The organism is Limosilactobacillus sp. WILCCON 0051, assembly GCF_039955095.1.
Taxonomy (GTDB): domain Bacteria; phylum Bacillota; class Bacilli; order Lactobacillales; family Lactobacillaceae; genus Limosilactobacillus; species Limosilactobacillus allomucosae.
In genome coordinates, this window is sequence record NZ_CP154878.1 from 1,971,055 (window position 1) to 1,986,243 (window position 15,189).

Consider the following 15,189-nt stretch of genomic DNA (forward strand, 5'->3'; position numbering starts at 1 on the left):
TCATGAGCAAAGTTTCCCCAGCTAAGTCTGTTTACAACGGAACAGTCAGCAGTTGTGCAATCGTTTGCTATTTTAGATTTTCACCTTGTTGAAATTCGTGAACTATTTTGCAGACAAGTTGATTTTCATAAAAGTTGTTATTAAGCCGTTGCAATCGCAGAATTTCAAGTTGCGGTTTTGTTTTGGCAAGTTTTTTATTCAGATATTCGCGCTTAAAAATAAAAACAATCCTCATGATTCATCAACATGAGGATTGCTGAACAGATTTACGATTTACGCAGCCGATGCAAAGTATCCGCAATTTATATCAGGCAGCGCTACTGCAGCAGAATCTTTAAAAGTCGATTCAACTCAGAATAAGACAGCTGCAGACGCTTTTTTAAGGTTTCCGTCGCGGGCATGGCATCATTATGCAGGTTTAGATAAGTCGAGTATTGATGAAGTCCATTCAGTTCGTGCGCCTTCATATAGTCGATTACCAAAAACGTCAGATCGGCATTGGAATACCGGCTCCAACGACTGGTTTTACGAATGCTTTCACCGTATTTGGCAGCATAGCGTTTCTTGAGTTCCTCAAAAGAAAAGCCATAGCGCATCAGCGAATCGTAGCTGACGCCCAGAACCGGTCGGCAGCGCAGACGAAAATCCTTTACATTATAGAGCTTTTCGCGACGCATAAGTTCTAAGGCCCCATTTACGACCTGCTCACATGTCTGCGGGTCTGCCAAACGAATGGACTGCTTGGTACCTAGATGCTTGCTGGCTCCCTTTTTACCATTTTGCGCAATGTTTTTCTTGGCATCATAACTAAATCCCAGGTCATGCATCAAATCGCTCCAAGACATTTTGGTGATCTGCATGGCACTGTTTGGCGAAGGCGCCTCGCCACGATGATAGCGATCTTGATAAACAGTGCGGCTAGGATTATTTTGAATACCCAAACGGATGATTTCTTGTTTCAGCAGAACTTTAATGATTTCTGGATCAGCAGCTTTATGCGGCATAACGACAACCTTCTTTCGTAAAAGGCTTTAGTCTAATGATACCGTAATTCAAGCAAAAAATCCCCTAATCTCTTAAACTGATGATCGCTATCACGTTTAGCTGTCTGACATTTCGGTAAATAATTGACAGTAACTGTCAAGCCGCTATGTTCATCCACGTCATGTTTAATCGTAATGTCTCAGATTACCGCACTAAAGCTGGTTATTTGCATAAGACCAAGCATACCAAGCCGAACCGTTGAACAATGCCGACCATCTTATCATTGCTAAATCTAGATGCCAAAAGCCAGCTTGCCGCAGACGCTATTTGATTCATACCAGACTCAGCCATGATGCTTCTTGACTAGTTTGCATTTTTAGATGGCAGCATAAGCGACCCGACAGCCATACTCGGTTAAAAATGAGCTCAAGACGTCCGCATCCAGCCAGACGGTCGCCGTATTGGCATTGGCATGAACCCCAATCAAGCCGCCTTGAAAATCTTGGTCTAAGTAAACCTGCACTTGATGCTCAGTATCATTCAGCGCTCCCATCGGCGTTACTGATCCTGGACGTAAAGCCAAATATTTCTCCATGTCTTCAGCTGAGGCAAAACTCAGATGCCGCGCTCCGATTTCTTTACGAAAGGCTTTCAGATCCACGCGCTTTTGCGGCATGATCGACACCAAGTAATAGTGTTGGTGCTTATCATCGCGCAGGAAAAGATTTTTGGCCGCCGTTTCTGGATGAATCAGATTCAAATCCGCAATCTGGTCAATGCGATCAACTGCCGGATGCCGCTGCATTTCATAGTTGATCTGCTTTTCATCCAGCTTGGCTAACACGTTCTGAATTTTCTTTTCGTTTTCTTCCATATCAATTCATCGCCTTTTGAGTTTTAGCATTGATTATAAGGCAGCTTATCGCTTTCAAGAGTCAGAATTTTTATTTTCTCAAAATTGCCAGTTTTTATTGCCGATTTTGGTAGTTTTAATCAAAACCAGGATGGCAATTGACTAGTTGTTTTTTAGGATGCGATTGAAAAGAGTTTTTAGTGGAGAATCTGAACTATATGAAAAAGCATTTTTCACATAGAGACGCTCTGCCCAAAAATACATAATAATTGCCCCAGACAATGCGAATAAAACTGTAATCCATCCCGCTTGATAAGAAACAGCTGCACGAGCTAATCTAACCGGCATAATTCCCTGACTCATAAACGGCATGTATGATAGAAACCGGATCACGCCAGTATTAGGATTCTCCTGCGCCAAAAAGCTTAACAAGTAAGGTACCATCATGATAGTGCCAACAATTGAGACTGCTTGTGAGATATCCTCACTTTTGGATACAAATGACGCAAAGATAGCAGCCAAAAATATATAAAGTATAATTGATAGCAACGTCAATAGGACGACAATTACTAAATATTCTGCATCAACATGACCAAAATATTTAACCGGATCGAACCAGGTCATCAAATCAGTCTGTTTAGCAACTAGACATACCAGGCCACCAATCACCAAATAGATCAGCAGCTGCAATGTAATCAGAAAACCAATTCCAAGCATCTTACCGGCAAAATGCTTTCGAGCAGGAACCGCCGCCAGAATTCCTTCAATTAAGTGATTGCTCTTTTCTATTCCGAGTTCGGTTCCAGTAATGTTGATATAGCTCACCAATAAAACAAAGGCGAGCATCACAATTACCTCTCCAAGATTTTGAGCAGCGTTACTATTCTTTAATTTAACTGCTTCTTTTTTATTAATGGCCTGTTGTTTAATCGTAGGCTGCTTAACAATTTCCGACCACTGCTTAATATTTAGTCCATAACTTGAAGCCACGAATTGAGAACTTAAGCCATTAAGATTTTTCTCAAGTGCCTCAATCGGTAATGACTTATTTGAATCAGCATTATAGCGATAGGTTATTTTTGAGAAATCATCGCTGACGTATAAAATTCCATCTAAAACACCATCTGTTAGATAAGATTTGAGACGCTTATCATCTGTGACATCGACTTTTCTATTGACTTGATAGGCATCAGACTTTTCAGATTCAATTGCCTTCTTTATATCGCTATTGGCAACAACCGCAATAATCGGTCTGCTGTTATTATTTTGCCGATGCATTAATCCAACAAAACCAATCCCTATCAAGAATACTGTTACTGGCGTAAGAATCATCCAATAATAGGCAGGTGACAATAGGCGTTTTTTCAATACCATTTTGGCAATTGTCAAAATCTTACCCATGTCTAGCCACCTCACTTTCAGTTATCATGCAAAAAATATCATCCAGTGTTGGTGGCAACAAACGATATCCTTGTAATGAATCCCATTGCTTAGCAAGTTTAATCACATCTCGTGCATGCCGTTCCGAGTCAAATGTAATAATCTTACCAGGATAATCATCAACTATTTTTTCAACGCCTGTGATCTGCTCAATTGCTATATCATTAAAGACTCCTTCAAGATACGCTTTGTTTCTGCCAAACGTTGCTCTGATTTCATTGATTGGCCCATAAAGACGCTTTTTCCCATCTACCAGCATCAAAATTTTATCTGAAACCTCACTGACATTTTTCATATTATGCGAAGAAAAAATTACTGCCGTGCCGTCTTGTTTAAGTTTTTTTACTATTTCAATCAATAAACTGATATTGACCGGATCTAATCCTGAAAAAGGTTCATCTAAAATCACCAACTGCGGATGATGAATCAAAGCCGCAATTAATTGAACCTTTTGCTGGTTTCCCTTTGACAGGTCTTTAATTAAAGTTTCTTCATTTCCTTTTACCGCTAACGCATTCATCCAAAATGGCAATTCCCGTTCAGCTTTTCTACCGCTATAAGCATGCAGTCTGGCAAAATATAATACTTGTTCCTTAATGCTTAGATTGAGGTACAGTCCGCGTTCTTCTGGTAAAAAGCCAATCTTATTCAAAATCTTCTCATCAAGTTTGCGGTTATCGATTGTAATCTTTCCTTGATCTGGTACTAAGAAGTTCAGAATCATCTTAAAGGTCGTTGATTTTCCAGCGCCGTTCTGTCCAACGATTCCCAAAACTTCTCCTCGATTAACACTAAAGCTAAGTTTTTCTACAGCCGTAAGCTGACCAAACCTTTTCGTTACGTTATCTACTTTTAACAATACTAACATCACTCCAAATGAAAATCTTCACGTCAGATTATTGTATGTTGATAATTAACGTGCTTTCAATAAACGATTAAAAATTTGCATATATCGTGGATAAGTTAATCATTACGTTTAATAAATTCATAATCTAAATATATTCAATCACTTTTGAAAACTCTGATAAAATCCTCCCAGGTACCAACTCGCTTGATTGGGGGCAATTATATTATCCTGACCGATTTCTCGGCAGCATCGAGACTGCTACATTAAGTCGTAAGCCAGCAAATGTATTTAGTTGCGTCATCTGCCTGATAAACGGCTTGGCTTTGTGAAAGAAAAACGGATTGCAGAGGCTAAGGGCGCCAAAAGTACCTACTATTGGTTGATTTGGCGCCAAAAGTAGGTAGTTGCATATTTGTTCAGCCTAACTTTACCTACTTATGACGCCTTTTATTGAAATAGTAGGTAAAGATGTATATTTAGAGGTTGATTGGACCACACCGACTTTGTGAATTACCTACTATTGCGATACTTTTGTTAAATAGTAGGTAGTATTAGGGATACCTAACTTGATATACATTGATTTTTACCTACTTATACATCGATTTTTTCAAAAAGTAGGTAATGAGATTTTCGTCATATGTTATTATGCAGAATTTTTTGAATAATTCAGTCTAATCAAGCATAGCCACTAATTTTTCAATGATCAGCCAGCCCAACTTGCAGAGAAAAGAATTTAATCATTTCCGGTTGGTTTTAGTTTATGTCCATTGACCTCAGCTAAAATTAAAAATTCCTCACTCCATTTTTGAAACAGGGAATTGATCTTCACCAATACGATTTGACAATGACCCAAAAGAACGTGTTTCCTTGCCATTTCTCAAAAATCAAAAAAACAGCCATCAGTAAAAACTGATGACTGCTTAGTAAAGATATATAACCGAATATTTAATGCCTCCGGTGGGGGTCGAACCCACACTCCCTCAACGGGAACTGGATTTTGAGTCCAGCGCGTCTGCCAATTCCGCCACAGAGGCATAAGTCTTTACTAAAAGGTGGTAACCGGATTTGAACCGGTGATCGAGGTTTTGCAGACCTGTGCCTTACCACTTGGCTATACCACCAAATAGTGCCTGAACGTCTCGTTCAAACTATCCAACAGTTGGTAGACTGTTGGATAAAAGGGCGGTATGTGGGATTCGAACCCACGCATGTCGGACCCACAAACCGATGTGTTAACCAAACTTCACCAATACCGCCAAAATATTCAGTTGAGCAGGGATAGTAGGAATCGAACCCACAATGACGGTTTTGGAGACCGTAGTTATACCGTTTAACTATATCCCTATAATAATGGAGGAGGGTGGATTCGAACCGCCGAACCCGAAGGAACGGTTTTACAGACCGTCGCGTTTAACCACTTCGCTACTCCTCCATAAAGTGGCGCGGGACGGAATCGAACCGCCGACACACGGAGCTTCAATCCGTTGCTCTACCAACTGAGCTACCGAGCCATCCTTGTGGACGCAACTATTCAGTTGCAATGGAGGATACAGGGCTCGAACCTGTGACCCTCTGCTTGTAAGGCAGATGCTCTCCCAACTGAGCTAATCCTCCATAAGTGACCCATGCGGGATTCGAACCCACGATACCAGCGTGAAAGGCTGGTGTCTTAACCGCTTGACTAATGGGTCATAAGAAACGGAGAGTAAGGGATTCGAACCCTTGATACAGGCTTTAACCCGTATACAGCATTTCCAATGCTGCTCCTTCGGCCTCTCGGACAACTCTCCAATATCCGAACCCTGACACACAATGCCAGGTGCCAAAGTTCGTTTAGATGTGCATGGCAATGCCCTATCCTCGCAGGGAGCGATCCCCCAACTACTTTCGGCGCGTTGAAGCTTAACTTCTGTGTTCGGCATGGGAACAGGTGTATCCTTCAAGCCATCATCACCACACTAATCCTTTTCAGGATTGAGAGCTTGTACTCTCAAAACTAAACAATATCTATTCTTCTCACGTTCAATCGAAACACCTTTAAACTTGGTTAAGTCCTCGACCGATTAGTAATGGTCCGCTCCATGCCTCGCGGCACTTCCACTTCCATCCTATCTACCTCATCATCTCTGAGGGGTCTTACTTCCATAAGGAATGGGAAATCTCATCTTGAGGCGAGTTTCACGCTTAGATGCTTTCAGCGTTTATCTCATCCATACATAGCTACCCAGCGATGCTCCTGGCGGAACAACTGGTACACCAGCGGTATGTCCATCCCGGTCCTCTCGTACTAAGGACAGGTCCTCTCAAATTTCCTACGCCCGCGACGGATAGGGACCGAACTGTCTCACGACGTTCTGAACCCAGCTCGCGTACCGCTTTAATGGGCGAACAGCCCAACCCTTGGGACCGACTACAGCCCCAGGATGCGATGAGCCGACATCGAGGTGCCAAACCTCCCCGTCGATGTGGACTCTTGGGGGAGATAAGCCTGTTATCCCCAGGGTAGCTTTTATCCGTTGAGCGATGGCCCTTCCATGCGGAACCACCGGATCACTAAGCCCGACTTTCGTCCCTGCTCGACCTGTCTGTCTCGCAGTCAAGCTCGCTTGTGCCTTTACACTCTGCGAATGATTTCCAACCATTCTGAGCGAACCTTTGGGCGCCTCCGTTATCTTTTGGGAGGCGACCGCCCCAGTCAAACTGCCCACCTGACACTGTCTCCCACCACGATCAGTGGTGCGGGTTAGAGTGATCATAATGCAAGGGTAGTATCCCACCAGCGCCTCTGCCAAAACTAGCGTCCTGGCTTCTATGGCTCCTACCTATCCTGTACAAGCAGTACAAGCACTCAATATCAAGCTACAGTAAAGCTCCATGGGGTCTTTCCGTCCTGTCGCGGGTAGCCTGCATCTTCACAGGCAATTCAATTTCACCGAGTCTCTCGTTGAGACAGTGCCCAGATCGTTACGCCTTTCGTGCGGGTCGGAACTTACCCGACAAGGAATTTCGCTACCTTAGGACCGTTATAGTTACGGCCGCCGTTTACTGGGGCTTCAATTCAGGGCTTCGCCGAAGCTAACTCTTCCTTTTAACCTTCCAGCACCGGGCAGGCGTCAGCCCCTATACTTCATCTTACGATTTTGCAGAAACCTGTGTTTTTGATAAACAGTCGCCTGGGCCTTTTCACTGCGGCTGATCTTGCGATCAGCACCCCTTCTCCCGAAGTTACGGGGTCATTTTGCCGAGTTCCTTAACGAGAGTTCGCTCGCTCACCTTAGGATACTCTCCTCGACTACCTGTGTCGGTTTGCGGTACGGGCAGTTGATTATTCGCTAGAAGCTTTTCTCGGCAGCGTGACATCAACGACTTCGCTACTATAATTTCGCTCCCCGTCACAGCTTGTCAACCTGCTGATAAGCATTTGACTCATCAACTGACTTGCTGCTTGGCCGGACACTTCCAATCGTCCGGATCGCTTAGCCTTCTGCGTCACTCCATCACTCAAGCACAATCAACTGGTACAGGAATATCAACCTGTTGTCCATCGTCTACGCCTCTCGGCCTCGACTTAGGTCCCGACTAACCCTGGGAGGACGAGCCTTCCCCAGGAAACCTTAGTCATTCGGTGGACAGGATTCTCACCTGTCTTTCGCTACTCATACCGGCATTCTCACTTCCAAGCGCTCCACCAGTCCTTACGGTCTGACTTCATCGCCCTTGGAACGCTCTCCTACCACGCATCCTGATGGATGCATCCATAGCTTCGGTAATATGCTTAGCCCCGGTACATTTTCGGCGCAGAGTCACTCGACTAGTGAGCTATTACGCACTCTTTAAATGATGGCTGCTTCTGAGCCAACATCCTAGTTGTCTGTGCAATTCCACATCCTTTTCCACTTAGCATATATTTAGGGACCTTAGCTGATGATCTGGGCTGTTCCCCTTTCCACGATGGATCTTATCACTCACCGTGTGACTCCCGAGTAAAAATCAATGGCATTCGGAGTTTATCTGAAGTCAGTAACCCATGACGGGCCCCTAGTCCAAACAGTGCTCTACCTCCATGATTCTAAACCTCGAGGCTCCCCCTAAAGAGATTTCGGAGAGAACCAGCTATCTCCAAGTTCGTTTGGAATTTCACCGCTACCCACACCTCATCCCAACCATTTTCAACTGATACGGGTTCGGTCCTCCAGTGCGTTTTACCGCACCTTCAACCTGGACATGGGTAGGTCACCTGGTTTCGGGTACATAACTGCGTACTTCGTACGCCCATTTCAGACTCGCTTTCGCTGCGGCTCCGGTTTTTCCACCTTAACCTTGCACGCAATCATGACTCGCCGGTTCATTCTGCAAGAGGCACGCCGTCACACGTAAATGTGCTCCGACAGCTTGTAGGCACATGGTTTCAGGAACTGTTTCACTCCCCTCCCGGGGTGCTTTTCACCTTTCCCTCACGGTACTGGTTCACTATCGGTCACTAGGGAGTATTTAGCCTTGCGAGATGGTCCTCGCGGATTCCGACGGGGTTTCACGTGTCCCGCCGTACTCAGGATCCTGAACTGAGAGTGTGACGTTTCGTTTACTGGGCTATCACCATCTTTGGCGTCGCTTCCCAACGACTTCAACTACGTCGCACTTTGGTAACTCAAATGTTCAGTCCTACAACCCCAACAAGCAAGCTCGTTGGTTTGGGCTCTTCCCGTTTCGCTCGCCGCTACTCAGGGAATCGAATTTTCTTTCTCTTCCTGCAGCTACTTAGATGTTTCAGTTCACTGCGTCTACCGCCTGACAGCTATGTATTCACTGCTCAGGCAATCATCGACTAAGATGATTGGGTTTCCCCATTCGGAAATCTCCGGATCAAAGCGTACTTACCGCTCCCCGAAGCATATCGGTGTTAGTCCCGTCCTTCATCGGCTCCTAGTACCAAGGCATTCACCATGCGCCCTTCATAACTTAACCTTGATGATCTTACGATCACCTCAGTTATTGAGTATGCGATTAATTTCGTTAATAAAACTCAAATAACGCGGTGTTCTCGGTTTAATTGTGAATAAAGAAATAAATATTATTTAGTTTTCAAAGTACAAGCACCAGTCAAACGACTGGCAATGGAGAATAACGGGATCGAACCGATGACCTCCTGCTTGCAAAGCAGGTGCTCTCCCAGCTGAGCTAATTCCCCATATATGGGTCTAAGTGGACTCGAACCACCGACCTCACGCTTATCAGGCGTGCGCTCTAACCAACTGAGCTATAGACCCAACAAGCGAACGATTATTGAGATGAGGTGGTAAACCCCTCAAAACTGAACGCAGTTTCAACGAATGTGCAGGTTTCCGATTAATTCCTTAGAAAGGAGGTGATCCAGCCGCAGGTTCTCCTACGGCTACCTTGTTACGACTTCACCCTAATCATCTGCCCCACCTTAGGCGGCTAGCTCCCCGAAGGGTTACCCCACCGACTTTGGGTGTTGCAAACTCTCATGGTGTGACGGGCGGTGTGTACAAGGCCCGGGAACGTATTCACCGCGGCATGCTGATCCGCGATTACTAGCGATTCCGACTTCGTGCAGGCGAGTTGCAGCCTGCAGTCCGAACTGAGAACGGTTTTAAGAGATTAGCTTGCCCTCGCGAGTTCGCGACTCGTTGTACCGTCCATTGTAGCACGTGTGTAGCCCAGGTCATAAGGGGCATGATGATCTGACGTCGTCCCCACCTTCCTCCGGTTTGTCACCGGCAGTCTCACTAGAGTGCCCAACTGAATGCTGGCAACTAGTAACAAGGGTTGCGCTCGTTGCGGGACTTAACCCAACATCTCACGACACGAGCTGACGACGACCATGCACCACCTGTCATTGCGTTCCCGAAGGAAACGCCCTATCTCTAGGGTTGGCGCAAGATGTCAAGACCTGGTAAGGTTCTTCGCGTAGCTTCGAATTAAACCACATGCTCCACCGCTTGTGCGGGCCCCCGTCAATTCCTTTGAGTTTCAACCTTGCGGTCGTACTCCCCAGGCGGAGTGCTTAATGCGTTAGCTGCGGCACTGAAGGGCGGAAACCCTCCAACACCTAGCACTCATCGTTTACGGCATGGACTACCAGGGTATCTAATCCTGTTCGCTACCCATGCTTTCGAGCCTCAGCGTCAGTTGCAGACCAGACAGCCGCCTTCGCCACTGGTGTTCTTCCATATATCTACGCATTCCACCGCTACACATGGAGTTCCACTGTCCTCTTCTGCACTCAAGTCTGACAGTTTCCGATGCACTTCTTTGGTTAAGCCAAAGGCTTTCACATCAGACTTATCAAACCGCCTGCGCTCGCTTTACGCCCAATAAATCCGGATAACGCTTGCCACCTACGTATTACCGCGGCTGCTGGCACGTAGTTAGCCGTGACTTTCTGGTTAGATACCGTCACTGCGTGAACAGTTGCTCTCACGCACGTTCTTCTCTAACAACAGAGCTTTACGAGCCGAAACCCTTCTTCACTCACGCGGTGTTGCTCCATCAGGCTTGCGCCCATTGTGGAAGATTCCCTACTGCTGCCTCCCGTAGGAGTATGGACCGTGTCTCAGTTCCATTGTGGCCGATCAGTCTCTCAACTCGGCTACGCATCACAGCCTTGGTAGGCCGTTACCCTACCAACAAGCTAATGCGCCGCAGGTCCATCCCAAAGTGATAGCCGAAGCCATCTTTTAAATTTGAATCATGCGATTCAAATTGTTATGCGGTATTAGCATCTGTTTCCAAATGTTATCCCCCGCTTTGGGGCAGGTTACCTACGTGTTACTCACCCGTCCGCCACTCGTTGGTAAACCAACGTCAAGTCCGTGCAAGCACGTTCAATCAGTTGGGCCAACGCGTTCGACTTGCATGTATTAGGCACACCACCGGCGTTCATCCTGAGCCAGGATCAAACTCTCATATAAAATATAAGAACTTGAAAAGCTCAAATTTAAATTAAGCGAATTGACTTCGCAAATGTTTTTGCATCAATCGTAATGATTGATGACCCTGCACATTTGTGTTCGTCGAAACTGTATTCAGTTTTCAAAGGTCTACCATGTAACCGATTCAATCGATCAGTTACAACATTTATTATTTTAACACTTGTCAATTATTTGTCAAGAACTTTTTTAATTCTTTTTTCAAACGCTTTAAACAAGCGACTAGAATAATATATCATGAAGTCACGCAACTGTCAACAACATTTTTAAAGTCGTTAATAACTGCTAGAAGCAAATCTGACTGTCATCAGCACTTGCCTCATCGACAACGATAATTACTATACCGAGATTGTGGCTAATCGTCAACTATATTTTAAAAGTTTTTCTGCTAATTTTAAAAGAACGAACAAACTAAGCTACAGCAATTTTAACCAAGCGGGAAACTCGGTGGTTATAAACTAAACTATTTTTGAATATTCGAGTCGCATTCAAAAAGAATTCTTAAACTCGTACAGACAGCGATAGACTTCGATTGCCGTTAGATCCAAGCTGTCAAACGTCAGCTGAGCAGCCGGCTGAAACTGCTCTAAAGTAAACTCACCGGTGCTTTGTCGATACGTTACCGTACAGACTTGAATGCCATAAGCAGAAAAAGTACGCTGCTGAAGGTCCCCATGCGTATCTTCTGCCATTGCATCCAAACGACGCAAAATCCGCTGCAGTTCTGAATGAATCATGATCTAGCCTCACTAACTACTAAAATAAAAGAACCCAATCCAAACGACCAGGTTCTGCACTATATATTATATCGTTATTAATCAGGTTCATGCACTCGATCTGGCTTGATCATTAAAGCAAACATCCCGGCAAACATGCCAAAGTAGTAGGTCAGAATCCGCCAGAGCAGCATTGCCAGCACCAATTTGCTTCCTGAGGCAATAAAACTTGAGAACAGCACCGAAAAGCTGTATTCTGCTCCCCCTGTCCCACCAGGAATCGGAAACAGCGAGATCACCATAAAGATCAAAACGTTTAGACTGACTACCATCAGCACGTTCAAGCCATTGATGCCCAGCGACAGCATAATGAAATAAGGAATCAGATAATAAAACCCCAGCTGCAGCAGAGTAATCAAACTCACTTTAGCCATTTTGCCGTATTCGCTTTTGATTTTTAGGCTTTCTTGATAGAAGGTATCGATTTTTTCATTCAGCGTTGCCTGCATCTTTTCGTACTTAGCAGGCTTCATAAACCAATGAGCAGGGCGAATCACGATATTAGCCGCTTTTTTGGTGAAATTGTACCAATACATCACTAACAGCAAGCCGATGATGACGCTGAGATGAATCAAAAAGCCAAAGAGAACCAGCAGCGACAAAACGTGCATTTTAGCAGCAATATAGTGAAAGCCGACCAAAAGACTAATGATGAAGTTGATCACAATCATCGACTGAAAAACGACAAACTTCATCAATAGCACCGAACTGGCCTGACCAGCATCAACGCCCGCCTGCATCATTGCCAACAGCTGTGCCGGCTGCCCGCCAGTTGAAAAAGGCGTTAAACCATTCCCTAATTGCTCAACCAATGGAATCCGGATTGCATCCTTCCAGGTAAAGCCGTCATGACGATCATTCATAAAAATCTTGACGACCACGGCTTCCAAAAACAAATACAGGCAGATGCACAACAAGGCTGCCCCAAACCATCCCCAGTTTAGATGCACCAAATCCACGATAATCGAAGACAGCTTTATGTCACGCAGCGAATAAGCAAAGATGCCGATTCCGCATGCCAGCATCAAAACAAAAATAACCCAATTTTTTCGCGACATTTGCCTAGCCCTCCTTTGCCTGCTCCAGATAGAATTGATGCCAGACTTTGGCAAGGTGCGACTTGGAATATTGACGCGATGCGGTATGCGCCGCCATTTTAAGCTCAGCCAGACGAGCCGGTGTCTTCCGCAGCCAATCAAGCTTTTGCTGCATCTCATCAACATCTTTGGCTGGCTCATAATATCCTTGAATAATTGAATGATAAAGATCCAGATCACGCAGCATGACCGGTGTCCCGCAGCTAAAAGCCTCTAAAACCGACATCGGAAACAGCTCGTTATAAGACGGCAGTAAAAACAGATCGGCAATGTTATCCAGCTCAGCAATCTCTTGCCGACTGACGATCCCGGGAAATTTAAGGTTTGCCGGCGGATTGTCAACGATCTTTTTAAGGGCCGTGTAGCCATCCGTAATCCGCCCAAATGAAAAACCGCCCGCCCAGATAAACTGAACGTCAGGATTCTGCTCGGCTAATTGAATGAAATCAAAAACGCCCTTGCGCTCCTGAATCTGACCACTGCCTACCACGACAAACCGTTGCTGAGCGATCCCCCATTTAGTTTTCAGCCTTCTTTTTTCAAGCTCGTCAACGGGATGAAACTTGGCATCATCGACAAAGTTAGGAATATAGGTAATCTTGCTCCGTGGAATTCCATAGGCAACGAGCTTATCGATAAACGATGGGTTGACCACTACCAAATGATCCATGCGTTTATAAAAAGCAATCACATAGCGATAAAAGATCCCGCGAAAAGGCTGCGGAATCTTGAGGCTGCCTTCTAAAGTCTCTGGCAAAAAGTGCACGTAGCCGATTTTGCGCCCGCGTTTCTTTGAAAAAGTGGAAAACCAAAATGGCAGGTCAATCGTGTGATAGTGGCTGATATCACTGGTTCGGTACTGATTAACCGCGATATCAAACTCGCCTTTAAAATTCGTTTTCAACAGATGCATCAGCTCTAGATAAGCGCTGCCCACCCCTTGACCAGCTACTTTATCCGCTGAAGAATACATAGTTATTTTTAACATGCTCAACCTCGTTTACCAAAAAGATGATGATGTCGTTTCTTTTCGTCCTGCTCATCCTGCAGGCGCTCTTGACATTCCAGATAAAAGTCCATCACGCGCTGACCAAAGACTTCTGAGGAAATATCATGAAGCTTTTGCTGACGCTTGGCAATCGTTTCCTGCGTGTCGGGATGGTCGAGGTAGTACAAAACGCCCTTGACCAGATCGCCGCGCTTTTGAAAACTCATTCCAATGGCCGGATCATCAATCAGCTCGTCGGTATATTCACTGCGCATCACGACAATCGGCAAGTTGGATGCCAATGCCTCATCATAGGTCAGACCCTGTGATTCTGAGTCCGATGCTGAGACAAAGACATCGGCCATCTGATAAAAGTGATGAACGTCCTCATTTTTAATCTCGCCGGTAAACTGAACGTGATCGCTAAGACTCATCTTAACAACCTGCCGCTCCAAGGTTTCTCTGGCTGGACCATCGCCAACGATCAAAAGCTGCGCGTCAGGACGATGCTGCAAAATATCCGGCAGCGCTTCAATCAGGGCTTGAATGTTTTTTTCATAAGCCAGGCGACTAAGCGACAGCAATACCGGCACATTATCTTCATAACCCAGTTTTTGCCGCAGCTCATGTTTTTGTGCAGGCGTGTCTGGTTTTGAATACACGCGCAGATTAACCCCAGTTGGAATAATTCTGATCGGTGCGGTCACGTCATATGCCTGCAGCGTATCCAATACTCGTTCACTAGGCGCAATGATCCCCGTCATGTTTTTTAGGTACAGATGCGCTAATCTGGCAACATCATGCGGCTTGATGATATGACCATTGGCAATATAGTGCAGATAGTCCTGATACATTGTATGGTACGTATGCAGGCACGGAATGTTCATCTCCTTGGCCACCATCTTGCCCATCATCCCCAAGGAAAACTCGGTCTGGTTATGAACGATATCCAGCTGCAGCTTACGGGCCAGTCTCAAAGCCCTTACCCAGCCACGCACGGCAATGCGCCGATCGGTAAACGATACAAACGGAACGCTGGGAAAGCGATAGATGCCATTTTCCGGCTCATCATGCTTGGCGGCTGGATCGGTCGTAGTGAAGATGTAAACGTGATGCCCCTGTTCAGTCAATTCATCACGCAAAGTCTTGATCGACGTCGCGACGCCACTGACTTGTGGAAAATAAGTATCTGTAAACAACCCAATATTCACAATGCGATCCCCTTTAATTTTCAATCGCCAATAACGGCGA

8 protein-coding genes, 11 tRNA genes and 3 rRNA genes are annotated in these 15,189 nt (G+C 45.3%); all 22 read right to left on the minus strand.

Translation table 11 applies throughout. The features are described 5' to 3' along the window. Nucleotides 1-317 precede the first annotated feature (317 nt). Entirely contained in the window at nt 318-1,004 is a 687-nt protein-coding gene (locus tag ABC765_RS09110; protein WP_347953702.1) for a hypothetical protein, read from the minus strand. Nucleotides 1,005-1,360: 356 nt separating this feature from the next. Next, nucleotides 1,361-1,858, minus strand: coding sequence for a prolyl-tRNA synthetase associated domain-containing protein (locus ABC765_RS09115; protein WP_347980311.1), 498 nt, complete (start codon nt 1,856-1,858; stop codon nt 1,361-1,363). Nucleotides 1,859-1,999: 141 nt separating this feature from the next. After that, the gene (locus tag ABC765_RS09120) at nt 2,000-3,238 is read right to left on the minus strand and encodes an ABC transporter permease (protein WP_347980312.1); all 1,239 of its coding nucleotides are present in this window, start codon (nt 3,236-3,238) and stop codon (nt 2,000-2,002) included. Next, on the minus strand, nt 3,231-4,136 hold the full coding sequence (locus ABC765_RS09125; protein WP_376752306.1) for an ABC transporter ATP-binding protein: 906 nt from the start codon (nt 4,134-4,136) through the stop codon (nt 3,231-3,233). The genes ABC765_RS09120 and ABC765_RS09125 overlap by 8 nt, the downstream gene beginning before the upstream one ends. A gap of 937 nt (nt 4,137-5,073) precedes the next feature. Continuing rightward, nucleotides 5,074-5,158: transfer RNA gene (locus ABC765_RS09130), tRNA-Leu, on the minus strand. 16 nt (nt 5,159-5,174) lie between these two features. Next, nucleotides 5,175-5,245: transfer RNA gene (locus tag ABC765_RS09135), tRNA-Cys, on the minus strand. Between the two features lie 60 nt (nt 5,246-5,305). After that, nucleotides 5,306-5,380: transfer RNA gene (locus ABC765_RS09140), tRNA-His, on the minus strand. Nucleotides 5,381-5,397: 17 nt separating this feature from the next. Continuing rightward, nucleotides 5,398-5,468 (minus strand) — tRNA-Trp (locus ABC765_RS09145). A gap of 7 nt (nt 5,469-5,475) precedes the next feature. Continuing rightward, a tRNA-Tyr gene (locus ABC765_RS09150) sits at nt 5,476-5,556 on the minus strand. Between the two features lie 6 nt (nt 5,557-5,562). Next, a tRNA-Phe gene (locus tag ABC765_RS09155) sits at nt 5,563-5,635 on the minus strand. Between the two features lie 30 nt (nt 5,636-5,665). Beyond that, nucleotides 5,666-5,738: transfer RNA gene (locus tag ABC765_RS09160), tRNA-Val, on the minus strand. Nucleotides 5,739-5,743: 5 nt separating this feature from the next. Continuing rightward, a tRNA-Glu gene (locus tag ABC765_RS09165) sits at nt 5,744-5,815 on the minus strand. Between the two features lie 8 nt (nt 5,816-5,823). Then, nucleotides 5,824-5,914 (minus strand) — tRNA-Ser (locus ABC765_RS09170). Nucleotides 5,915-5,965: 51 nt separating this feature from the next. After that, nucleotides 5,966-6,082 (minus strand): 5S ribosomal RNA (gene rrf / locus ABC765_RS09175). 85 nt (nt 6,083-6,167) lie between these two features. Then, nucleotides 6,168-9,089, minus strand: a 23S ribosomal RNA gene (locus ABC765_RS09180). A gap of 150 nt (nt 9,090-9,239) precedes the next feature. Continuing rightward, nucleotides 9,240-9,312, minus strand: a tRNA-Ala gene (locus ABC765_RS09185). 5 nt (nt 9,313-9,317) lie between these two features. Beyond that, nucleotides 9,318-9,391 (minus strand) — tRNA-Ile (locus ABC765_RS09190). Between the two features lie 91 nt (nt 9,392-9,482). Then, nucleotides 9,483-11,059 (minus strand): 16S ribosomal RNA (locus ABC765_RS09195). Together the 16S, 23S and 5S rRNA genes with 11 tRNA genes alongside form the textbook arrangement of a ribosomal RNA operon. Nucleotides 11,060-11,565: 506 nt before the next feature. Beyond that, nucleotides 11,566-11,814 carry a DUF1797 family protein gene (locus ABC765_RS09200; RefSeq protein WP_006500168.1) on the minus strand — a complete coding sequence of 83 codons (249 nt, stop codon included), beginning with the start codon at nt 11,812-11,814 and terminating at the stop codon, nt 11,566-11,568. Nucleotides 11,815-11,891: 77 nt separating this feature from the next. Beyond that, nucleotides 11,892-12,911 carry a lysylphosphatidylglycerol synthase transmembrane domain-containing protein gene (locus tag ABC765_RS09205; RefSeq protein WP_347980314.1) on the minus strand — a complete coding sequence of 340 codons (1,020 nt, stop codon included), beginning with the start codon at nt 12,909-12,911 and terminating at the stop codon, nt 11,892-11,894. Nucleotides 12,912-12,915: 4 nt separating this feature from the next. Next, nucleotides 12,916-13,938, minus strand: a complete 1,023-nt coding sequence (locus ABC765_RS09210; RefSeq protein WP_347980315.1) for a glycosyltransferase family 4 protein — start codon at nt 13,936-13,938, stop codon at nt 12,916-12,918. A 2-nt stretch (nt 13,939-13,940) separates the two neighbouring features. Next, nucleotides 13,941-15,149, minus strand: coding sequence for a glycosyltransferase family 4 protein (locus ABC765_RS09215; RefSeq protein WP_347980316.1), 1,209 nt, complete (start codon nt 15,147-15,149; stop codon nt 13,941-13,943). Between the last annotated feature and the right edge of the window lie 40 nt (nt 15,150-15,189).